This is a genomic window from Vreelandella olivaria (genome assembly GCF_023507745.1).
GTDB lineage: Bacteria > Pseudomonadota > Gammaproteobacteria > Pseudomonadales > Halomonadaceae > Vreelandella > Vreelandella olivaria_A.
This window is the reverse complement of sequence record NZ_JALPZO010000088.1, coordinates 40,360-63,149: the sequence shown is the minus strand read 5'-3', so window position 1 is coordinate 63,149 and position 22,790 is coordinate 40,360. Positions and strand designations below refer to the sequence as shown.

Genomic DNA, 22,790 nt, shown 5'->3' with positions numbered 1-22,790 from the left:
TACCTTAGCTTTCAATGGTCGGTGTCTTATCCAATTCCCACAGCCCATAAGCCAATAGCGTCTGTATCACTTCGCTTAGCTCCCGCTCGGATAGGTCATACTCACTGATCAGTGCCTTAAAACGCTCGTTAAATAGCTTTTCACGCTGCTGAGCCAGCGCCGCTTGATCATCAGCCTCTAAATCCGCCAGCGAGCGTACTGGAGGCCCTGTAGGGATATCCAAACTGTTCTCAGGGTCATCCAACTGACGCAATGCCTGCGCAAAGGCGTCATCCAGCTCACGAAACTTACGGAGCTTTTCACGCTCGTCCAGCTGTTTTTGAACCTTTTGATATTTCATCGATGTTTCATTTACACCTTACTTGAAATGGTCGACACACCTGTTCAACAGGCCATTTTTCACAAAAACTGTGCACAAACGCGTAAACCCACAGAGCAAACTTGCCTTTGCCCCCCTATTAGCAGCATAAAGACATCACCGCAACGCAGTTACCAGCGGTTACAACTACTAATTGGAGCCCGGCGGGTTACCGCTGGAATAGTGACACTCAATAACAACATCAAATTAAGGTCGCTCATAGAACGACAGCCCTATCTGGCGGGTAAGTGCTAATTCTACTGCCCACCAGGTAACCAGCATCAATTAGCACCGGGAGGGTGCATTACAGGTGAAATAATACATGTACCTGTATGACTCACGCATGGGAGGCCAGATAATGTTCAATGCAATGACACGAGCTGAGATCTGGCTGCAGGATACACTCGATAAACCACTTGGTATCGAAGACCTTGCCAACCACATTGGGTACTCAGCGTCTCAAGTACGGCGTCAATTTCGCCACTGTTTCAGTATATCGCCTGGCGCTTATCGTGAAAAAAGGCGCCTGGAGCGAGCAGCCGTTCTACTCTCGCTTACCTCACAAAATATAGCGCATATTGCCTCACGCTGCGGCTATCTTAATCACTCTTCGTTCTCACGCGCTTTCCAGCGTCGCTACCAGCTTACACCACGGAGTTATCGGCAGGCATTAGCAGGTATGCATCATTTACCATTCCCTAGACGCAGTTTCAATATCACGATTGAGAAGAGCCATCCCAGGCAAACCATTTTAATGCGTCTTTACAAGGCGCCTGAACATATAAGCGGATTAGGAAGCACGACCTACCATGCCAATCATCTCAAATGCTTACAAGCGCAGTTAGGCGCATCCACCCCCACAGTGGCTCTGCCAGATTTATTAACAGAGAAAGCAGAAGCACTTGAAGTGGAGGCAGCCGCCCCTCATCAGACGCGTACAGATATCGGGCTCTATCTGAAAACCAAAGACAGTGCCTCCCACCTCGCCTTGCCAGTGGCATACCGACGGGTGGATATTCCCATTCACTACTATGCAAAAACATGCTTCGAGGATTTTTCAGAATTATCGGAAGCAATGTCAGCAACGTTGATACAGGTTATCAGACATCAAAACCGTTTTCATATTAGCGGGGAAGCGCCAAAAGTGCTGTGGCATCCAGATCATTTAGAGCTGCAGATACCACTATTAGCTTAGTCAGTGCACTCTCCGCTGATAATACAGAGACGGATAAAAGCAAAACCGGCACTTCTCGTTAGAAATGCCGGTTTAAAATTGCTTAGTCTTCCATGCGGACCAGCCAGGACTCCACGGCTTCATCGCCATGCTCATCCTTCCAGCTACGCAGACCTTTATGATTACCACCACGGGTTTCGATGACATCACCAGTGTGGGGGTTTTTATAAATTTTCAGGCGACGTTTACGGCGCGTTGATGCTGCAGGAGCTTTTGAACTGCGCTGGTCTGACGTCGGGTCTAATAGTGCAATAACATCCGAAGGACGTTTACCAAACTCATTCATCAGTGCTTCAAGCTTAGCTTTAAATTCAAGCTCGCTTTTCAAGCGCTGATCACCTTCCAGACGTTGTAGATCTTCTTGCAGTTGTTTTAGCTGCTGCTCTTTCTGAATATATTCGTTTAAGAGTGACATGGGGATTCCTATGTTGCTTAGGTTAAAACGCACAAGGTATTCAGTGGACCAACTCAATACCTAACTAGTTCAGGATGCGGACACATTATTGCCGCAAAAACGCTAGCTGACAACTAGTCTAGTTGAATTTGTGCTAATTACTAATCAATTTTCATAGCTTAGCGAACAATTAAAAGTTTAGCTTTTAAATTAGCAGATAACAAACAATTACTACGCTGTTTCTCACAATAAAAGCCATAAAAAACGCCGCCCTAATTGGGCGGCGCCTTTAGAGACAAAGATTAATTAATTAGTCTTGTCCCATTTGCTGCTTGATCAGATCACCAATGGTGGTTGGACCACCAGCTTCAGGTTCCTGCTCACGCAGTTTCTTCAGGTTCTGACGGGTATCGTCCTGCTCTTTCGCTTTAACCGACAGGTTAATCTGACGGCTCTTACGATCGACGTTGACAATACGCGCTTCAACACTGTCGCCTTCGTTCAGAACGTTGCGTGCGTCTTCGACACGATCCGCGCTGATTTCAGAGGCTTTCAGAATAGCGATAACATCAGTTGCCAACTCAACGTGAGCTTCTTTTGCGTCTACTTCAACAACACGGCCAGTAACGATACTGCCCTTGTCGTTAACAGACAGGTATTCAGCAACTGGATCAGAATCCATTTGCTTGATACCTAAAGAGATGCGCTCGCGTTCTGGGTCGATGGAAAGAATAACGGCTTCCGCTTCGTCACCTTTCTTGAAGTTGCGAACCGCTTCTTCGCCAGTCTCTGTCCAGGAGATATCTGACAGGTGAACCAGACCATCGATACCGCCTTCAAGGCCGATAAAGATACCAAAGTCAGTGATTGACTTGATGGTACCTGAAACGCGGTCGCCCTTGTTATATTCAGCGTTAAATGTTTCCCATGGGTTAGCAGTACACTGCTTGATACCCAGAGAAATACGACGGCGCTCTTCATCGATATCCAGAACCATAACGTCAACATCGTCGCCCACCTGGACAACTTTAGACGGATGGATATTTTTGTTGGTCCAGTCCATTTCAGAAACGTGAACCAGACCTTCAACGCCTTCTTCCAGCTCAGCAAAGCAGCCGTAATCGGTCAGGTTAGTGACCACAGCATGAACTTTGGTGCCTTCCGGATAACGCTCTTTGATGTTGACCCACGGATCTTCGCCAAGCTGCTTCAGACCCAGAGAAACGCGATTGCGCTCACGGTCAAACTTCAGCACTTTAACGTTGATTTCATCGCCAACCGCAACGATTTCTGACGGATGCTTGATGCGCTTCCACGCCATATCGGTGATGTGCAGCAGGCCATCAACACCGCCCAAGTCAACGAAGGCGCCGTAGTCGGTCAGGTTCTTAACGATACCTTTAATCTGCTGACCTTCCTGCAGCGTTGCCAGTAGCGCTTCGCGCTCGGCACTGTTCTCTGCTTCAAGCACTGCACGACGCGATACAACAACGTTGTTGCGCTTCGGATCAAGCTTGATGACTTTAAAGTCCAGCTCTTTGTTTTCCAGGTGCGCAGTATCACGAACCGGACGAACGTCAACCAGAGAACCCGGCAAGAAGGCACGGATAGAGTCGACGTCGACAGTGAAGCCGCCTTTAACTTTACCGTTGATCACGCCCTTGACGATTTCGTCTTTTTCGAAGGCTGCTTCCAGAATCTTCCAAGCTTCTGCGCGCTTGGCTTTTTCACGGGACAGACGTGTTTCACCGAAGCCATCTTCAACGGCTTCCAGCGCAACATGAACGTCGTCGCCGATCGCGATGTTTAATTCACCATTTTCATCGCGGAATTGTGCCGCGGGGATCTGACCTTCAGATTTCAGACCAGCGTTGACGGTAACCCAGTCACCATCAATGTCGACAACCTGGGCCGCGACAATAGCGCCTGGCTCCATGTTGATGTCGTTAAGAGACTGTTCAAACAGTTCAGCAAAGCTTTCGCTCATGGTTTTCCTACGTGATCAACGTTGTTGAGGCATAAATGCCTTCTCCGTACCACCAGCGAGTACGGGCCTAATGTCATTCAGCTTTTGGCGGTGTTAGCGCTGGTTAGACCTGACCGGGCTCACTGATATGGAGTTATCGCCCTGCCACGTCGTGACACCTTTCCAAAAACGCCGCAAGGGAGAATCAAATGCCGTTTGCCATGCCACGCTGGGCCAGCAGATCGGTCAGCCGATCAACCACTTCCGGTATGCTCAGGCATGTGGTATCAAGCGTTATGGCATCATCTGCCGGCTTGAGAGGGGCCACACTGCGCTGCGTGTCGCGTGCATCGCGCGCCTGAATCTCCTTCAAAAGACTCGAAAGACTAGCATTCACCCCGGCTTCCTGCAACTGTTGATGCCGTCGATGAGCCCGTTCTTCCGCGCTGGCGGTGAGAAAAATCTTAAGCGGCGCCTCAGGAAACACCACGGTTCCCATATCGCGGCCATCTGCCACCAAACCAGGCAACTGGCAAAAATCTCTCTGCCGTTGCAGCAGAGCTTCACGCACACAGGGCAAGGCAGCAACCTGTGATGCGCGCTCGCCTGCCTGTTCCGTGCGAATGGCGTGGGTGACATCCTCACCTTCCAGCAAGGTACATGGCTGGCCATCGGTTACCGGAAAGGCAACATCCAACTGGGCAGCAAGCTTGGCCAGAGAGACCTCATCATCCAAAGCCACATCATGCTTCAGAGCGGCCTGTGCCGTCAGCCGGTAGAGCGCGCCACTGTCGAGAAGGTGCCAGTTAAGGTGTTCGGCGATCAGGCTGCTGATAGTACCTTTGCCCGCCCCCCCAGGCCCGTCAATGGTTAGCACCGGTACGTTAGACATTATCGCCCCCCACATTAATGCTCATGCCAATACGCTGGACCAGGGCGACAAAATCCGGAAAGGAGGTGGCAACGTTGGCGCAATCCTCAATGATGATGTCATCACCGGCCCGTAACGCGGCGATGGCAAATGCCATAGCAATCCGGTGATCGCCCAAACTATCAATACGGCCACCACCATAACTGGGCACCTGATCATTACCGTTGCCAATAATATCAATACCATCTTCAACGACGGTGTGCTCGACGCCTAACGTCGCCAAGCCATCTGCCATGGCCTGAATACGGTCGGACTCTTTTACCCGTAGCTCCTCAGCTCCGCGCAAACGTGTTGTACCCCGCGCATTAGCGGCAGCGATAAACAGCGCAGGAAACTCATCAATAGCCAGCGGCACTTGCTCCACGGGGATATCGATACCGTTAAGGGGTGCATAGCGAATACGAATATCCGCTACAGGCTCGCCACCCACCTCTCGCTCATTTTCAAGCGTAAGGTCAGCCCCCATAAGGGTGAGAATATTGATGACCCCGATCCGGGTGGGGTTGATTCCAACATGCTCCAAGGTGATGTCAGCACCCGGAGTAATGGCGGCGGCCACCAGAAAGAAGGTTGCGGAAGAGATATCAGAAGGCACATCAATCGTGCCAGCGGTTAGCTTTCCGCCACCCTGTAGCCAGCAGGTATCGCCTTCACGGGAAACGGGATAGCCAAAACCGTTTAACATACGCTCAGTATGGTCGCGTGTGGGCGCAGGTTCACGTACGCGGGTTTCACCCTCGGCATACATACCTGCCAGCAATAAGCAGGACTTCACCTGAGCACTGGCCATCGGCATATCGTAATCAATACCCTTAAGCGCTGCGCCACCATGAATCTTAAGCGGCGGACGCCCTCCCTCAGCAGTATCAATGGCAACGCCCATCAGGCGCAGCGGGTCGGCTACCCGCCCCATAGGCCGCTTGGTTAGCGACTCATCACCGGTTAATTCACTATCAAACGCCTGGCCTGCCAATAACCCGGCAAACAGACGCATTGCAGTCCCTGAGTTACCCACATACAGCGGTCCAGCTGGCGGCTTTAAGCCATGCATTCCCACCCCATGAATGGTCACGCGCCCTTGATGAGGACCTTCAATAGCAACCCCCATTTCCCTGAACGCCTGCAGGGTTGCCAGGCTATCTTCACCCTCTAAAAAACCCTTAACTTCGGTAACACCTTCAGCTAAGGCGCCCAACATAATAGAGCGGTGGGACATTGATTTGTCGCCTGGCACGCGCAAACGCCCCTGCGCCTGGCCACCTGGCCGTACCCGATAGGTAACTTTACCGTGTGGTTGCATATGATATTCCGCCTGATAACTGGTTTTATTCAATAAGGTATCAAAATAGTGCCGGGCATGACTGGCGCGATCAAACGTGGCAATCAGTGCATCACTATCGCCACACTCAATGGCTTGCCGTAGCCGTGCAAGCCCCGCTTCAAAATCATCCAGGGACGATAAAACCGCATCACGGTTGGCGATAAAAATATCCCGCCACATCACCGGGTCGCTTCCCGCGATACGGGTAAAGTCACGAAACCCACCCGCAGCGTAGCGGAAAATATCCAGCCGCTCATCTTGACGCGCCAATGTATCGACCAGGGAAAAGGCCAACAAATGCGGTAAATGGCTGGTACGGGCAAGCACCTGGTCATGCCGCTCAACACTCATCTGCAGCACCTCAGCACCACAGGCCTGCCAGAGAGTTTTCACCCGCACCAGTGCGTCCAACAAGACATCCGGCTCGGGAGTAAGAATGACTTTGTGATTGAGGTAGAGTGAGGGGTTCGCGGCCGATACACCGCTTTTTTCAGAACCTGCGATGGGGTGGCCAAGCACCATGTTGGAAGGCACGCAGCCAAACACTGCCTCGGCACACTCACGAACGGTTGCTTTCGTGCTGCCAACATCGGTAATGACCACATTAGGTGCGGCGGCTGAAAGCGAGCCTGCAAGCGTTTTCATCACGCTTTCCATGGCAAGCACAGGCACCGCCAGCACTGCCATGGAGACATTTTCCAACAACTCAGCCAGCTCGGTACCGCCTGAGTCTATCAGACCCATCTCTTTCCCCAGGGCCACTTCATCGGCATTAGGATCACACGCCACAATCTGCCCATTAAAGCCTGATGAGCGCAGCGCTGCCGCAAGGGAACCACCAATCAGCCCAAGCCCAACAATCAGTAGCCGCTCCTCAGTACATGCCGAACGCCCCTCAATGCCAGGTACCAACACCGTCACAGCACGCCCTGCGGGTATGAACCCAGAACGCGTAACTCGGAGGCGCGCAAACGCACCTCCTCGAGCACTGCTGACACCTGTGGCTGGTCACGGTGGCCTTTAAAATCAATAAAGAACACGTAATTCCACGCCCCTACCCGTGACGGGCGGGTTTCGATACGTGTTAGATCAATTTTGTGGCGATGGAAGGGTTCTAGCAATTCGTGCAGTGCTCCCGGCTGGTTACGCATAGCAACCACAATCGACGTTTTATCTTCACCCGACATGGGCACGTCATCATTGCCAATAATCAGGAAGCGCGTTGAGTTGTCGGGACGATCTTCAATTTTGTCTGCAATGCGCTCCAGGCCATAAAGCTTAGCCGCCATATCACCGGCAATCGCCGCACTGTGCCACTCCGTTTTCACCAGCTTGGCAGCTTCCGCATTGGAAGAAACAGGTACACGTTCCGCATGAGGATAGTGGGCATCCAGCCATTTGCGACACTGACCAAACGATTGGGGGTGGGAGTAAATCCGTGAGACTTTATCTTTACGTGTGGTTTCACTGATCAGCAGATGGTGGTGAATACGCAGAACGACTTCACCACAAATCTTGATGGAAGAGTCCATAAAGGTATCAAGCGTATGATTAACAACACCTTCAGTGGAGTTCTCCACCGGCACTACGCCGTAATTAACGGCCCCGGCCTCTACTTCCCGGAACACTTCATCAATGGCGGCCATCGGCAAGCTAACCGCGCTTTCGCCAAAGTGCTTTAAGGCCGCCTGTTGGGTAAAGGTGCCTTCCGGGCCAAGATAAGCCACTTTAATAGGCTGTTCGAGGGCCAGACACGCCGACATGATTTCGCGAAACAGTCGCGCCATTTCCTCAGAATCCAGCGGGCCCTTATTAAGCGACATAATCCGGCGCAGTACCTGCGCTTCACGCTCTGGGCGATAAAACACAGTATCTTTATCTTCAGCAAGCTTTACATGGGCCACTTGCTGGGCACAATTCGCCCGCTCGCTAATCAGGCGTAATATATCGCCATCCAACTGGTCGATACGTTGACGTAATTCGTCTAAATTGATTGGCGTATCGGACATCCTGGTTAGCCTCTTCGTTGTTCAAAATCCGCCATAAAGGCGATTAAGGCATTCACCGCTTCTTCAGGTACCGCGTTATATAAACTGGCGCGCATACCGCCCACGCTGCGGTGGCCCTTCAAGTTTAGCAACCCTGCCGCGTCCGCCTCTTGTAAAAACGTTTTGTCCAATGCAGCATCCGCCAATACGAAGGGCACGTTCATACGCGAACGATTATGCTCAGCGATAGGGTTGCTATAAAAAGCACTACTATCAATAGCCGCATAAAGCTTGTCTGCTTTGCGCTGATTCAGCACATTCATAGCATCCAGGCCGCCCACGTCATCCTTAAGCCACTGAAAGACCAGGCCTGCTAAATACCACGCATAGGTCGGTGGAGTATTAACCATCGAACCAGCTTCAGCCAGCAACTGATAGTCAAACAGGGACGGAATACCTGATTGAGCCTTACCTAGCAGATCATCGCGAACAATCACCAGTGTCAGGCCAGCGGGGCCAATATTCTTTTGCGCACCAGCATAGATAACCCCAAAGTCAGCGACATTGATGGGGCCAGACAAAATGTTCGATGACATATCACAGACCAGAGGCACATCAACGCCATCAGCACGCTTTACCAGGGGCGTATAATCAAACTCCAGCCCGCCAATCGTTTCATTGGAGGTGTAATGCAGATAGACAGCATCACCGCTAACACACAAGGTATCATGGTTGGGCACAGCAACATGGCCGTTCGCCTCACTACTGCCAGCCACGTGACACTCGAAACCAAGCCGTTTGGCCTCGCTAAGTGCTTTTTTGCCCCAAATGCCCGTTTGGACAAAATTCGCACTGCCCCCCCGGCCCAGCAGGTTCATCGGCAGCATCGCAAACTGCATGCTGGCACCACCCTGAAGGAACAACACCTTGTAGTTGCCAGGAATGCCCAATAGTTGGCGAAGGTCAGCTTCTGCACGTTCGGCAATGGCAATAAAATCATCACTGCGATGACTCATCTCCATTACCGACAATCCACGCCCCTGATAATCCAGTAGTTCATTTTGTGCGCGTTCAAGTACGGCTGTTGGCAAGGCCGCTGGCCCTGCGCAAAAGTTATAATGACGTGTCATCGGCCCCTGCTTCCTGTGCGCCATCGTCAGCACCACCTAGCTCCCCTTCTTCAAGCGCTTCAATATCGCTGTCAACGGGTTCATCCACGCGGACGGTTTTGACTAATTTTTCTTCTTTACCCAGCCTGATGAGCATCACGCCCTGGGTATTACGGGAGGTGGTAGACACCTCTTCCACACGGGTGCGTACCAGCGTGCCACGATCGGTGATCAACATCATTTCATCACAGTCATAGACCTGCATCGCGGCCACCAACTCACCATTACGCTCGCTGGTTTGCATGGCAATCACGCCCTGGCCGCCACGGCCACGAAGCGGGAACTCTTCCAGGCGCGTGCGTTTACCATAACCATTCTCGCTGGCGGTCAGAATATAAATCTGCCCCTCAGCCTGGGAGGCTTCAGCAGCTTCCACCTGAACTTCGCCCTCGGCATCAGCCTCGGCATCAATCTGCTGACTCTTGGGAATAATCAGGCTGATCACTTCAGCCTTATCGGCCAAACGCATACCACGTACACCACGGGCCGTACGCCCCATGGCGCGAACATTGCCCTCTTCAAAGCGAATCGCCTTGCCATTGGAAGAGAGCAACATGGCATGATCAGTGCCAGAAGTAATAGCGGCGCCTACCAGTCGATCCCCCTCGTCCAGGTCAATGGCAATCAAGCCCACACTACGCGGGCGGGAGAACTGCTCAAGACTGGTACGCTTAACTGTGCCGTTCGCTGTTGCAAAGAAGATGTAATGTTCCGGGTCGTAGTCACGTACCGGCAGAATGGCATTAACCGCCTCGCCCTCTTCCAGAGGCAGCATATTGACCAGCGGCTTACCCCGGGAGCCACGGCTGGCATTGGGCATTTCATACACTTTCAGCCAGTACACCTTGCCGCGGTTCGAGAACAGCAATACGGTATCATGGGTCGATGCCACCAAAAGGTGCTCGATGACATCTTCATCTTTCATGGCAGTAGCTGACTTACCACGACCACCACGGCGCTGGGCCTGATAGTCGGAAAGCGGCTGGGTTTTGGCGTAGCCGGAGCGGGATACCGTTACCACCATGTCTTCTTCGGCGATCAGGTCTTCAATCGACAAATCGAGATGGCTGGCCTGAATTTCCGTACGACGGTCATCGCCAAACTGATCGCGCACAGCGTGCAGCTCTTCACGGATCACCTCCATCAAGCGATCGGGAGAGGCCAGAATAGCGGTGAATTCCGCAATTTTCTCTAGGATCGACAGGTACTCATCAAGCAGTTTCTCGGTTTCAAGACCTGTCAAACGATGCAGGCGAAGCTCCAGAATCGCCTGCGCCTGGGCTGGTGACAGACGATACTCCGTGGCCGAAGGGTTAAGACCGAACCCCTCCTCCAGCTCTTCGGGTTTACACGACGTCGCGCCAGCCCGCTCCAGCATGGCCGTCACCTGACCAGGGCGCCACACTTTCGCCAACAGCTTCTCACGGGCTTCAGCCGCATTAGGAGAAGCTTTAATCAGCTCAATCACCTCATCAATATTGGAGATGGCGACCGCCAGACCTTCCAATAAGTGGCCGCGCTCACGCGCTTTTTTCAACTCATAGAGTGTGCGACGGGTAACCACTTCACGGCGGTGGCGGATAAATGCCTCAAGCATCTCTTTTAGATTCAGAGTGCGCGGCTGGCCATTCTCCAATGCCACCATGTTGATACCAAACACATTTTGCAATTGCGTTTGGGCAAACAGGTTATTGACCACCACATCGCCAGACTCGCCACGCTTGATCTCAATAACCACGCGCAGGCCATCTTTATCCGACTCATCGCGAAGCTCGGCGATACCTTCAATCTTCTTCTCTTTAACCAGTTCAGCGATTTTTTCGATCAAGCGTGCCTTATTCACCTGATAAGGCAACTCAGTGATGATGATGTGATCGCGACCGGTCTTATCATCATGCTCAATGGTATGGCAGGCTCGGACATAAATACGCCCACGCCCCGTGCGGTAGGCATCCAGGATGCCCGCACGGCCATTGATAATGCCGCCCGTGGGAAAATCCGGCCCGGGGATGTACTGCATCAGGTCATCAACGGAGAGCGTGTAATCGTCGATTAACGCCAAACAGCCATCAATTACTTCCCGCATATTGTGCGGCGGAATATTGGTAGCCATGCCCACGGCGATACCCGATGACCCGTTAATCAGCAGGTTAGGGACTTTGGTCGGCAGTACCTCGGGGATGCGTTCAGTGCCATCGTAGTTATCAACCCAATCGACAGTATCTTTCTCAAGATCTGCCAGCAGCTCGTGGGCAAGGCGCGACATGCGCACCTCGGTATAACGCATGGCGGCCGCGTTATCCCCGTCGATAGAGCCAAAGTTACCCTGGCCATCGACCAGTACGTGACGCATCGAGAAGTGCTGGGCCATACGAACGATGGTGTCATACACCGCACTGTCACCGTGCGGGTGGTATTTACCAATGACATCGCCGACGACACGCGCCGACTTCTTGTACGGTTTATTCCAGTCATTACCCAGTTCATGCATGGCAAACAATACACGCCGGTGAACTGGTTTAAGGCCGTCACGCACGTCGGGGAGCGCGCGGCCAATAATGACACTCATCGCATAGTCGAGGTACGACTGCTTGAGCTCGTCTTCAATATTGACGGGCAAAATTTCTCTGGCGATGTCACCCATGAAAGTCAGATCCTTTGCACTGCATTGGCACTGCGAGAGTTGAAAGCGCTTAAAATACCGCCTTTAAATGCACCACAAGGCGGCGCGCAGATACCGTGCCATCATACCACTGCATAAGCACCAAGGGCAGTCAGAGACATCGCCATTGTTTATTGGGCTGAAAACGCCTCTTTCGTCACGGCAAGACGTTTCAACACCTCCCGTACATCGCCCTCGATAGCAGCAGCTTTATTGGCCTGCATATCCAACAGCACAAAGGTTAAATCCGCCTGGGCGACAAGGGTGCCGTCCTGGCGAACAATACGGTGATGACAGATCGCGCTACGTTCACCCACCTCGACAATACCGGTCGATACACGAAGATCATCGCCCTGAACCGCCGCAGCGCGATAATCAATATTTAAATTAACCACGACGAAGGCTTGCCCGCCCTGGTGAAGTTGCTTGATCAGCCGTGGGTGTTCATCAAAAAAGGCCCAGCGTCCCTCCTCCATAAATTCAAGATAACGCGCGTTATTAACGTGACCATAGCCATCCAGGTGATAACCACGCACCCGTAGCCCCACATTGGTAATTGACATACTCACTCCCTGATCAATAAATAGTGACACCGCCTCAATCAAACACAAGTTTAAAACAACTACAATAGGAGACATTGACCTTGATGCTGGCAGGAAAGGCCCGCATTCGACATAATGTGCCACCTTTTGGATAGGATTGGTGACATGTGGTTTAAGCACCTGCATTTATATCGCCTGCACGGCGCCCCAGAGCTGGACAGCTCAGCATTAGCAAGCGCACTAGAGCCCCATGCAGCCAAGCCTCTTGGAAATGCCGATGCCAGGCGACTAGGCTGGACAGCGCCTGCTGGGCGCCTTGGTGGCGGCCAATTGCTGCATGAAATCCAGGGACATCGCCTGATGTCAGCACTCCGTCAGGAGCGTCTGCTGCCCGCCTCAGTGGTGAAGGAAGAAGTCGACGAAAAGGTGGCTGATATCGAAGCCAACGAAGGCAGGAAACTTACCCGTAAAGAAAAAACTGCTCTCAAAGAGCAAGTGACCGAAGAGCTACTGCCACGAGCGTTTGTACGCAGTCAAAAAATTGATGTGTGGTGGGATACCCGCCGCCATTTGATAGGCATCAATGCCAGCTCCAGGACCCGAGCTGAAGATATTCTCGATTTGCTGCGCGAAACCCTGGGCAGCTTAAAAGCTACGCCTATCTCTTCACAAACACTGCCTATTCGCGCCATGACCACATGGCTTGGCGATCCAGCCAGCCGCCCTGCCGACCTGCAACTGGGCGATCAGGTTGAGCTAAAAGCCAAGGGTGATGATGGCGTTTTACGCGCCCGTCAGGTGGACCTGGATAGCGACGAAATTCAGCAGCTACTTGAAAGCGGGCGTCAGGCAAGCAAGCTCGCTATTAGCCTGGAAGGTCGCTTGAGCTTTGTTCTGCATGATGATTTAGCCCTGAAGTCGCTGCGCTTCGGCGATGCATTGATTGAAGAGGCAGACCATGCCGATGATGGCGATGACGCCCTGGCCCGATTGGAAACCGACTTTATTTTAATGGCACAGGCGCTTTCCGATGACGTTACCCGCTTGCTAGAGTGGCTTGGCGGTGAAGCACAGCGGGAACCTGCTGCCCAGCCACAAACCTAATGTGCGGTTTTACAGCTGCTGTCAAACGACTTACTTCTGCTTAACACCCAACGGATCGCATGACTCAACACAACAACACACTCAACGCAGACACCATCAATGACCCCTGGGCAGATATTCGCCCTTATACAGATCAAGAGGTGCCTGCTGTCCTTGAGCATCTATCACGAGACAGTGAGCTGTTAGACGCACTCACACGCTTTCGGCTACCACGCATGGCAAAATGGGCTCCGCCCATCGCCCGAGCCTTGGCCGGGCATGTTATACGTCGAGAAGTCAAAGGCGTTACCACCGTCCGCGACTTCCAAATGCGCATTGCCAATTATATGGACCGCATGATTCGCACCACCACGGATGCTTTCGAGGTGGCGGGTCTCGAGAAGCTCGATAACGATAGCGCCTACTTGTTTATTGGCAATCACCGTGATATTTCCCTGGACCCTGCGTTTGTTAACTATGCGCTCTATCAGGCAGGTCGGGACACGGTGCGCATCGCCATTGGCGACAATTTACTTAAAAAGCCCTATGTCACTGACCTGATGCGCCTGAATAAAAGCTTTATTGTTCCGCGTAGCGCCCGGGGCAAACGGGCTATGCTGGCAGCGTATCAGCAGTTGTCAGCCTATATTCGGCATTCAATTACCAAAGATAACCACTCGATCTGGATGGCACAACGAGAAGGCCGCGCCAAAAATGGCATCGACCGCACTGACCCAGCCATTATCAAAATGTTGACCATGGCCAAGCGCAACGCGGAACGTGACATGGAGTTTGGCGAGGCGATTGCCGAACTCAAGCTGGTTCCGGTGTCGATCAGCTATGAGTATGACCCCTGCGATCTGCAAAAAGCCCAGGAACTGCATGATATTGCCACCCAGGGAAGCTACGCCAAAAGTGAGTTCGAGGATATCCGCTCGATTGTGGCAGGCATTACCGGTTCCAAAGGCCGGGTGCAGCTGAAGTTTGGCAGCCCCGTTGGGGCGGATATGGCAACCCCAGGTGAAGTTGCAGCAGAAATCGACCGGCAGGTGATTGGCGGCTACCGTTTATTCCCAAGCCACTATTTAGCCCTGGAAGCCCTGAGTGAGGCCCCGGAGCTGGTAGCGCGGAAATCAATTACCCGCCAGGACCGGGAGCGCTTCAAAGCACGTCTGGCAAGCGTACCTGAGGCCCTTCGCCCCTACTGGCTGGAGCAGTACGCCAACCCCGTCAAACATAAAGCGGGACGTTTAACCCTCTAATACCGCTCTCGAATATAACGCAGCAGCAACCAGGCAGAGCATGCCCGGAAGCTGAAAAAGTGCTATGGTCAAGGCATTGATTGGTCCGCTTGGCGTTTCGCCCAGCGCGGTCTTAAGGAGAGTCCTAATGTCCGCATCAGAAATTCAAAAAACACGTATTATTAACGAGCTGAGCGGCTTTATCCGCAAACTGCTCCAAGACCCCAAAATTCTTGAACAATCGCTGGCTATCGCCCGCCAGCATTTGGCCGAGGGTAACAGCCCTGCCGTGATGGCGCGTATCGCCAACGAGATATCTGACACAACGAGTGTACATATCCCGGAAGATCCGGCTGAACACTCTGATGCCGATAAACTGTTTCTGGAATTGCTGCGTGAAGTCGTTCAGGAAGAACAGGCGCTATACTAGGCTCACTCTCACACGATCAGTACGTTATCGGCGAAGCGCACCACACCTTCGCCGTCTTTATTTGTTATCGCCTAATTGGAAGTATCATTCACCATGTCCAACACTGCCCCGCGCAACATCCTGGTGACGAGCGCGCTCCCCTATGCCAACGGAGCGATTCATCTTGGTCACCTGCTTGAGTATATCCAAACTGATATTTGGGTACGTTTCCAAAAAAGCCGTGGCCAGCAATGCTACTATGTATGCGCTGACGACGCCCACGGCACCGCCATTATGCTGCGCGCAGAGCAGGAAGGCATCACCCCCGAGGCACTGATTGAGCGCGTTTCCCAGGATCACCAGGAAGATTTTGCCCGCTTTGGCGTGGGCTTTGATAATTACCACTCCACCCATTCTGATGAAAACCGCTATTTCAGCGAACTGATCTACAAGCGTCTGCGCGATAAAGGCCATATCGCAACGCGGGACATTGAGCAGATGTTTGACCCTCAAAAAGGCCTCTTCCTGGCAGACCGTTTCATAAAAGGAACCTGCCCTAAATGCGGCAGTGATGACCAGTATGGCGACAACTGTGAAAAGTGTGGTGCCACCTATACCCCTGCCGATTTGATCAACCCGGTTTCCGCTATCTCCGGGGCAACCCCCGAGGTACGCAGCTCTACACACTACTTCTTTAAGCTGCCTGATTTTGCTGAGTTTCTGCAGCAGTGGATTAACGATGGCCACGTTCAGCCGCAAATTCGCAACAAGCTGATGGAGTGGTTTGAGTCAGGCTTCAATGAATGGGATATTTCCCGGGATGCACCCTATTTCGGATTTGAAATTCCCGATGCCCCCGGCAAGTACTTTTACGTTTGGCTGGATGCGCCTATTGGCTATTTAGCCAGCTTTAAAAATTTGTGTGAGCGTAAAGGCATCGATTTCGACCACTTCTGGCATAAAGATTCCGATGCGGAGGTTTACCACTTCATCGGTAAGGACATTGTCTATTTCCACGCTCTGTTTTGGCCAGCAATGCTACATGGTGCGGAGTTGCGTACACCGACCGCTATCAATTGCCACGGATTTCTGACGGTAGATGGCGCGAAGATGTCGAAGTCCCGTGGCACGTTCATTAAAGCGGCTACCTACGCAGAGCATTTAAACCCTGAATACCTGCGCTACTACTTTGCCGCAAAACTGACCTCTAAAGTCGACGATCTTGACCTTAACCTGGAAGACTTCGCTGCACGGGTTAACGCCGACCTCGTGGGCAAAGTGGTGAATATCGCCAGTCGTTGTGCGGGCTTTGTGAAAAAGCTGGGCGACGGCACGTTGGCCGGACACTGTGCAGAGCCAAAGATGGTAGCCCGCTTTATTGCCGCCGGTGACGAGATCGCTGACGATTATGAAGCCCGGGAATTTAGCCGTGCCATGCGTAAGATTATGGAACTGGCTGATGAGGCCAATACCTATATCGCTGATAAAGCCCCCTGGGCGCTCGCCAAGTTGGAAGGCCGTGACACCGAGGTGCTTGAAATCTGCTCAGTGGGTATCAACCTGTTCCGCCAGCTAATGGTTTATCTCGCACCTGCAGTACCTTCCATGGCCGAACAGGCCAGGGATTTCCTCAATATTGATTCACTCGACTGGGATAGCCGCAGCAGTGTACTGATCAATCATCCGATTAATAAATTCAAGCCGCTGATGACCCGGGTTGAACGGGATAAGATCAATGCCATGATTGAGGCATCCAAGGAGGACCTGGTGGAAGAGCAAAAGCTGAAAAACACGCCGAAGGGGCCGCTGGCAGAAGAGCCAATCGCTCCGGAAATTGGCTTTGAAGACTTCATCAAAGTGGATTTGCGTATTGCCCGTATTGCCAAGGCCCAATATGTAGAAGGAGCCGATAAACTGCTCCAGCTCACCCTGGATATTGGTGGCGAAACTCGCAACGTTTTTTCCGGTATCCGCTCTGCTTATGCACCCGAGGCATTAGAGGGCCGCCTGACCGTGATGGTTGCCAATCTGGCACCACGCAAAATGCGCTTTGGCGTGTCGGAGGGTATGGTATTGGCTTCAGCCAATAAAGCAGGCATTTACCTGCTTTCACCTGACTCAGGGGCCGAACCAGGCCAACGTGTCACCTAACCGGCTTGACGAGCACCCTAAGGGCAGAGCCTGACCGGCTCTGCCCTCTCTGTTTTCTCCGGTCATTTAGCCGGTGCCAGGCTACACCTCTAGCCAGCGACACTATTTCTGCGCACAATACGCCGCCATGAATGAACTCTTTATCATTTTGGTCAGCACTGCGCTGGTCAACAATTTCGTGCTGGTACAGTTTTTAGGACTCTGCCCCTTCATGGGCGTGTCCAACAAGCTGGAGTCGGCCCTGGGTATGTCGCTGGCCACCACCTTTGTACTCACCCTGGCCTCTGCGGCCAGCTACGTGGTGTATCACGGCCTGTTGGTGCCGTTTGAGATCACCTACCTGCGTACCATCAGTTTTATTGTAGTCATTGCCGCTGTCGTTCAGTTCACCGAAATCATGGTGCGTCAGCTCAGTCCTCTGCTACATCAGGTATTAGGTATTTTTCTGCCGCTGATTACCACCAATTGCGCGGTGCTTGGCGTAGCACTGCTCTCCCTTAACCGTGAATTGAGCTTTTTCCACACCACACTCTATGGCTTGGGCGCCGCATTAGGGTTTTCAATGATACTGGTGCTATTTGCTGCACTGCGTGAGCGTCTGGCCAATGCTGATATTCCTGCGCCATTCAGAGGGGCCGCCATCGCTATGATTACGGCTAGCTTAATGTCATTGGCATTTCTTGGTTTTTCAGGCCTGGTTCAGGGGTAGCCGCCATGGGTGAAACATTTTCGTGGTGGGGCATTCTCAGTGCGATAGGCGTGCTGACAGGGCTGGGCATTACTTTTGGTGCTCTGCTGGGGATGGTCAGCGAGCGCTTCAAAGGCGAAGCGAATCCGCTAGTTGAGCAAATAGACGCCCTGCTACCCCAAACCCAGTGCGGGCAGTGTGGCTACCCTGGCTGCCGTCCCTATGCGGAAGCGATCAATCAGGGTGACGCAATCAATAAGTGTCCTCCCGGCGGTGAAATGACAATTCATGCCCTGGCGGATTTGCTGGGCCGTGAGCCAGCGCCACTGGATGGCGAGGCCGCCACCGACGACAGCGTAGCGTTTATACGCGAAGCAGAGTGCATTGGTTGTACCAAGTGTATTCAGGCATGCCCGGTGGATGCCATTATCGGTGCCGCCAAGCAGATGCATACGGTGATAGAAGACGAATGTACCGGTTGTGATCTATGCGTAGCTCCCTGCCCTGTCGACTGTATTGATATGCTGCCAAGAGCGAAGCCACTGAGCCAATGGCAACCCGTTTTCCACACAACGCCTTCCCTGATTGTCAGCGACCGTGCGTCAGCCAGGAGTGAACATGCCAGCCTATGATTTTCCAGGCGGCATTTATCCGCCCGAACGCAAAAGCCGCACCAGCCAGGCGCCCTTATGTGCGGCACCACTGCCTTCCCGTGTGCAGCTTCGGCTCAGGCAGCACGCAGGCAATCCCGCCAGCCCCTGCGTCGCGGAAGGCGATACTGTTCAGGTGGGGCAACGGATTGCCAAACGCGAAGGGATGGTGTCAGCCAACCTGCATGCCAGCATCAGCGGTATGGTTTCCCATATTGACGATGAAGCTATCACTATTGACGCCGATGGACTGGATAAGTGGCAAATGCTGTCGGCGCTTGACTGGCGAACCGCATCACCTCATTCACTACTTGAACGGCTTGAAGAGAGCGGTCTGGCAGGCCTGGGCGGCGCGGGTTTTCCCACCCATGTGAAGGCCCAGGTGGCTGGTCACCACGCCATCGATACGCTGATCGTTAATGCCGCCGAGTGCGAACCCTACATTACGGCAGATGATTTAACGCTACGCAGCTATCCGCACGAGGTACTGGACGGCGCCCAGCTCATCGCCAAACTCTGTGGTGCACGCCAGATTATGGTGGGGATTGAAGATAACAAACCGCAAGCTATCCAGGCACTACAGCATGTGCTAACTGAACAGCAGCACCCGATTGAGGTAACACTGAAGGTCATTGAAACCCGCTACCCCAGTGGTGGCGAACGGCAACTGATTAAAAAGCTGCTCAACCGCGACGTACCCAGCAACGGGTTACCGGTCGATGTTGGAGTCTTGTGCCATAACCCTGGCACGCTGCTGGCAGCGCTCCATTCCGTGCGAGACGGTAAACCATTGGTTGAGCGCATCATTACATTAACCGGCGGTGCCATTCGCCATCCTGGTAACGTCTGGGTTCGTCTGGGCATGTCGGTAGCGGAACTATTGAATCACGCGGGCTTGTCCCGCGAACGGCTTTATCAGGTAATCAGCGGCGGCCCCATGATGGGAACACCGCTTTTCACCCTGGAAATGCCGGTGCTGAAAACCACCAACTGCCTGATTGCCGCCACGCGAGATGAGCTTCCCCCGGTCCCCGCAGAATCGCCCTGTATTCGCTGTGGTGCCTGCGAAAGCGTCTGTCCCGAACAGCTGCTGCCGCAGCAATTGCACTGGTACAACCAGACGGAAGCTGATGACACGCTGGAAAAGCTGCATCTGTTTGACTGCATTGAGTGTGGAGCCTGTAGCTTTGTCTGCCCCAGCTATATTCCTCTGGTGCAGGAGTATCGTGCCGCAAAACAGCGCATTCGGCTAAAACGGATAGAAAGCGCCAAGTCTGAGCACGCCAAGCACCGTTTTGAGTTTCGTCAGGCAAGGCTTGCACGTGAAGAAGCAGAAAAGCAGGCCCGCCGCCAGGCACGGTTGGCTCAAAATCGCCAGTCTACAACCGGCCCACACGCAGGGCCAAATACGGCTCCTGTGGCCGATTTACGTAGCTTAAGAATCGCACAAACCGCTGCCAAGGCAGCGGTTAAAAAGGCTGAAAAAGTGCTGGCCCGTGCCACTGAGCAGGCCCCAAACCAGCGCCATGATGATTTGGAAATCCAGCTCGCCACCGCTCAGGAAAACCTCAAGGCGGCGGATACCAGGCTTGCAGAAGCACGCGCCGCTGTGCCCCAGAAGGAGGCCCCATGAGCATGATGCACGCCTCGCCATTGGGCGCGGCCCCTTCTACCGCCCATTTAATGCGCTGGGTAATAATCGCCACCCTGCCAGGCCTTGGGGCCATGACCTACTATTTTGGCCTGGGAGTCGTGAGCAATGTGCTTCTGGCAGCACTAATAGCACTGGGTGCAGAAGCCCTGGTGTTAACACTGCGTTCCCGCCCGCTGCGGCCCGCACTGACAGACTCTAGTGCACTGCTCAGTGGCGTTCTGCTTGGGGCATCTCTGCCCCCCGCCAGCCCTTGGTGGTTAATTGGCATCGGTGTCCTGGCGGCAATTATTGTTGCCAAACAGTTATATGGCGGCTTGGGTCATAACCCTTTTAATCCCGCCATGGTCGGCTATGCCCTGCTGTTGGTGTCGTTCCCTGCGTATATGACGCTGTGGTCTCCCCCTCAACCGCTGGTTACTGAAACCTTGTGGTCACAAATTATCGGCTCATTGCCCACCGCCGCTCTGGATGGCCTTAGCGGCGCCACACCGCTGGATGCCTTTAAACATAAAGGAGAGGCCGTGCTTGCCAGCGAGTTCTGGGCCAGTCAGCCGCTCCCCGAAGGCACCCTGAGTGCATGGCGAAACATTGCGTTGGCGTGGTTAGCTGGCGGCTTGCTGCTGATCGCCAAGCGTATTATCAGCTGGCATATTCCGGTCGCAATGCTTGGCAGTATCACCCTGCTTGCAGCGCTTTTTTATGCCAGCGACCCAAGTCACTTTGCATCGCCGCTCTTTCATCTGCTGACTGGCGCGACCCTGTTCGGTGCTTTCTTTATCGCGACTGACCCGGTAACAGCAGCCACCAGCCGCCGTGGCAAGCTTATATTTGGCGCAGGCATTGGCGTACTGGTGATGATCATTCGCTCCCTGGGCGGTTATCCGGATGCCATTGCCTTTGCCGTGCTGCTGATGAATCTTTGTGTGCCGTTATTGGATATCTATACGGTGCCACGTCCCAGTGGCCAACCCAAACCAGCTCGCCTACCTACGCAGGGAGGGCCACAATGACGCCCCGTCAGGCGATGCTTCGCGGAGCCCTTACACTTGGAGTGTTTTCACTGGTCACCGCAGGCAGCGTTGCCATCACCCGCGCCATTACCGCTGAGCGCATCGCTACACATCAGTTAGCGTATCAGCACCGTCAGTTACAGGAAGTGCTGCCAACCACCCTGGCCGATATGCCAGTGGAGGACGTGCTGGAAGGCGCATTTGAACTCCCCTCGCCAGAGCGCTTGGGGCACCGGGAGACACAAACCGGCTGGTGGGTACAACGTGGGGGAGAGCGCACGGTGGTAATACCTGTTGTGACACGGCAAGGTTACAACGGTGAAATAAGATTACTGGTGGGGATTGACCAGCAGCATACCATTACCGGCGTTCGGGTTACCCAGCACCAGGAAACACCAGGGCTTGGCGATGGTATTGAGCGCCAGCGCAGCGACTGGATCACCGATTTTAACGGGCTGAGTTTAGCCAGCCTGCCATCCAGTGGATGGGCTGTCAGTAAGGATGGGGGGCAGTTCGATGCATTCACTGGCGCAACCATTACGCCCCGCGCGGTTATTCAGGCAGTGTATAAAGCGCTTGAATATGCCGCCGACAGCCCACTTCCTCTCAACGTTGAAGAGGCTGCCCAATGAGCCAATGGCACACACTGACCCGCGAAGGGCTCTGGTCGAACAACCCCGCGCTGGTGCAATTACTCGGGCTTTGCCCTCTGCTGGCGGTCAGTAGCAGCGTGGTGAACGCCCTGGGGCTCGCTCTGGCCACACTGCTCGTGATGGCCTGTGCCAGCACCACCATATCGCTAATACGCCATCAGGTACCCAGTGCTGTGCGGCTACCTGCGTTTGTTATGGTCATTGCGGCGTTTGTTACCTGTGCTGAGCTGTTAATGGCCGCCTTCGCTTACCCGCTGCATCAGGTATTGGGAATTTTTATTCCATTAATTGTGACTAACTGCGCCATTTTAGGCCGCGCCGATGCATTTGCCTCACGTCAGCCGGTACTGCCAGCTGCGATAGATGGCGTTATGATGGGGCTGGGCTTTGGCGCCGTATTAATATTACTTGGCGCTATCCGGGAATTGCTCGGCCAAGGCACGCTATTCAGTGGCATGTCACTTCTGTTTGGACCCACTGCGGCTAACTGGCAACTCACGCTTGTTGATGACTACCAGTTTCTGTTTTTCATACTACCCCCAGGGGCCTTTTTTGTCGCCGGGCTGTTAATCGCCCTCAAAAACAGTATCGACCAACGCCACGCCAGCAAAGCACACCCTGTTGCGGCGACTCCCCGTGCAGAGCGTCGGGTACGAGTCACCGGTACGATCAAATAACGTAAAGAG

At 53.4% G+C, this 22,790-nt stretch carries 20 protein-coding genes; 11 read left to right on the top strand and 9 right to left on the bottom strand.

The window, feature by feature from the left end:
- Positions 1-4: 4 nt before the first annotated feature.
- On the bottom strand, positions 5-340 hold the full coding sequence (locus tag HP566_RS07420; RefSeq protein WP_249976628.1) for a hypothetical protein: 336 nt from the start codon (positions 338-340) through the stop codon (positions 5-7).
- 376 nt (positions 341-716) lie between these two features.
- On the opposite strand from HP566_RS07420, the gene HP566_RS07415 reads away from it, so the two are divergent.
- Positions 717-1,553 carry a helix-turn-helix transcriptional regulator gene (locus tag HP566_RS07415; protein WP_249976627.1) on the top strand — a complete coding sequence of 279 codons (837 nt, stop codon included), beginning with the start codon at positions 717-719 and terminating at the stop codon, positions 1,551-1,553.
- An 82-nt stretch (positions 1,554-1,635) separates the two neighbouring features.
- Here HP566_RS07415 and HP566_RS07410 read toward each other — a convergent pair whose 3' ends face one another.
- From HP566_RS07410 to HP566_RS07375, 8 genes are all read right to left on the bottom strand, one after another.
- Positions 1,636-2,007 carry a histone-like nucleoid-structuring protein, MvaT/MvaU family gene (locus HP566_RS07410; protein ID WP_249976626.1) on the bottom strand — a complete coding sequence of 124 codons (372 nt, stop codon included), beginning with the start codon at positions 2,005-2,007 and terminating at the stop codon, positions 1,636-1,638.
- Between the two features lie 289 nt (positions 2,008-2,296).
- On the bottom strand, positions 2,297-3,973 hold the full coding sequence (rpsA, locus tag HP566_RS07405) for a 30S ribosomal protein S1 (protein WP_249976625.1): 1,677 nt from the start codon (positions 3,971-3,973) through the stop codon (positions 2,297-2,299).
- 184 nt (positions 3,974-4,157) lie between these two features.
- The gene (gene cmk / locus HP566_RS07400) at positions 4,158-4,844 is read right to left on the bottom strand and encodes a (d)CMP kinase (RefSeq protein WP_249976624.1); all 687 of its coding nucleotides are present in this window, start codon (positions 4,842-4,844) and stop codon (positions 4,158-4,160) included.
- Positions 4,837-7,125, bottom strand: coding sequence for a bifunctional prephenate dehydrogenase/3-phosphoshikimate 1-carboxyvinyltransferase (locus tag HP566_RS07395; RefSeq protein WP_249976623.1), 2,289 nt, complete (start codon positions 7,123-7,125; stop codon positions 4,837-4,839). The genes cmk and HP566_RS07395 overlap by 8 nt, the downstream gene beginning before the upstream one ends.
- Positions 7,122-8,213 carry a prephenate dehydratase gene (pheA, locus tag HP566_RS07390; RefSeq protein ID WP_249976622.1) on the bottom strand — a complete coding sequence of 364 codons (1,092 nt, stop codon included), beginning with the start codon at positions 8,211-8,213 and terminating at the stop codon, positions 7,122-7,124. Before pheA ends, HP566_RS07395 begins: the two co-directional genes overlap by 4 nt.
- A gap of 5 nt (positions 8,214-8,218) precedes the next feature.
- Positions 8,219-9,322, bottom strand: a complete 1,104-nt coding sequence (serC, locus tag HP566_RS07385) for a 3-phosphoserine/phosphohydroxythreonine transaminase (protein WP_249976621.1) — start codon at positions 9,320-9,322, stop codon at positions 8,219-8,221.
- Positions 9,306-12,005 (bottom strand): DNA gyrase subunit A, encoded by a 2,700-nt coding sequence (gene gyrA / locus HP566_RS07380; protein ID WP_249976620.1) that lies wholly within the window; start codon positions 12,003-12,005, stop codon positions 9,306-9,308. The genes serC and gyrA overlap by 17 nt, the downstream gene beginning before the upstream one ends.
- Before the next feature lie 149 nt (positions 12,006-12,154).
- Positions 12,155-12,586, bottom strand: coding sequence for an acyl-CoA thioesterase (locus HP566_RS07375; RefSeq protein ID WP_284041356.1), 432 nt, complete (start codon positions 12,584-12,586; stop codon positions 12,155-12,157).
- A gap of 144 nt (positions 12,587-12,730) precedes the next feature.
- On the opposite strand from HP566_RS07375, the gene HP566_RS07370 reads away from it, so the two are divergent.
- From HP566_RS07370 to HP566_RS07325, 10 genes are all read left to right on the top strand, one after another.
- Positions 12,731-13,669, top strand: a complete 939-nt coding sequence (locus HP566_RS07370) for a recombination-associated protein RdgC (protein WP_249976618.1) — start codon at positions 12,731-12,733, stop codon at positions 13,667-13,669.
- A gap of 59 nt (positions 13,670-13,728) precedes the next feature.
- Positions 13,729-14,910 carry a 1-acyl-sn-glycerol-3-phosphate acyltransferase gene (locus HP566_RS07365; protein WP_249976617.1) on the top strand — a complete coding sequence of 394 codons (1,182 nt, stop codon included), beginning with the start codon at positions 13,729-13,731 and terminating at the stop codon, positions 14,908-14,910.
- A gap of 127 nt (positions 14,911-15,037) precedes the next feature.
- Positions 15,038-15,319, top strand: a complete 282-nt coding sequence (locus HP566_RS07360) for a hypothetical protein (RefSeq protein ID WP_249976616.1) — start codon at positions 15,038-15,040, stop codon at positions 15,317-15,319.
- A 93-nt stretch (positions 15,320-15,412) separates the two neighbouring features.
- Positions 15,413-17,449 (top strand): methionine--tRNA ligase, encoded by a 2,037-nt coding sequence (gene metG / locus HP566_RS07355; protein WP_249976615.1) that lies wholly within the window; start codon positions 15,413-15,415, stop codon positions 17,447-17,449.
- Positions 17,450-17,576: 127 nt separating this feature from the next.
- Positions 17,577-18,158 carry an electron transport complex subunit RsxA gene (rsxA, locus tag HP566_RS07350; protein WP_249976614.1) on the top strand — a complete coding sequence of 194 codons (582 nt, stop codon included), beginning with the start codon at positions 17,577-17,579 and terminating at the stop codon, positions 18,156-18,158.
- 5 nt (positions 18,159-18,163) lie between these two features.
- Positions 18,164-18,769 (top strand): electron transport complex subunit RsxB, encoded by a 606-nt coding sequence (rsxB, locus tag HP566_RS07345; protein ID WP_249976613.1) that lies wholly within the window; start codon positions 18,164-18,166, stop codon positions 18,767-18,769.
- Positions 18,756-20,420 carry an electron transport complex subunit RsxC gene (gene rsxC, locus HP566_RS07340; protein ID WP_249976612.1) on the top strand — a complete coding sequence of 555 codons (1,665 nt, stop codon included), beginning with the start codon at positions 18,756-18,758 and terminating at the stop codon, positions 20,418-20,420. The genes rsxB and rsxC overlap by 14 nt, the downstream gene beginning before the upstream one ends.
- The gene (locus HP566_RS07335) at positions 20,417-21,451 is read left to right on the top strand and encodes an RnfABCDGE type electron transport complex subunit D (RefSeq protein WP_249976611.1); all 1,035 of its coding nucleotides are present in this window, start codon (positions 20,417-20,419) and stop codon (positions 21,449-21,451) included. The genes rsxC and HP566_RS07335 overlap by 4 nt, the downstream gene beginning before the upstream one ends.
- Positions 21,448-22,083 carry an electron transport complex subunit RsxG gene (gene rsxG, locus HP566_RS07330; protein WP_249976610.1) on the top strand — a complete coding sequence of 212 codons (636 nt, stop codon included), beginning with the start codon at positions 21,448-21,450 and terminating at the stop codon, positions 22,081-22,083. The genes HP566_RS07335 and rsxG overlap by 4 nt, the downstream gene beginning before the upstream one ends.
- Entirely contained in the window at positions 22,080-22,781 is a 702-nt protein-coding gene (locus HP566_RS07325) for an electron transport complex subunit E (protein ID WP_249976609.1), read from the top strand. The genes rsxG and HP566_RS07325 overlap by 4 nt, the downstream gene beginning before the upstream one ends.
- Positions 22,782-22,790 lie beyond the last annotated feature (9 nt).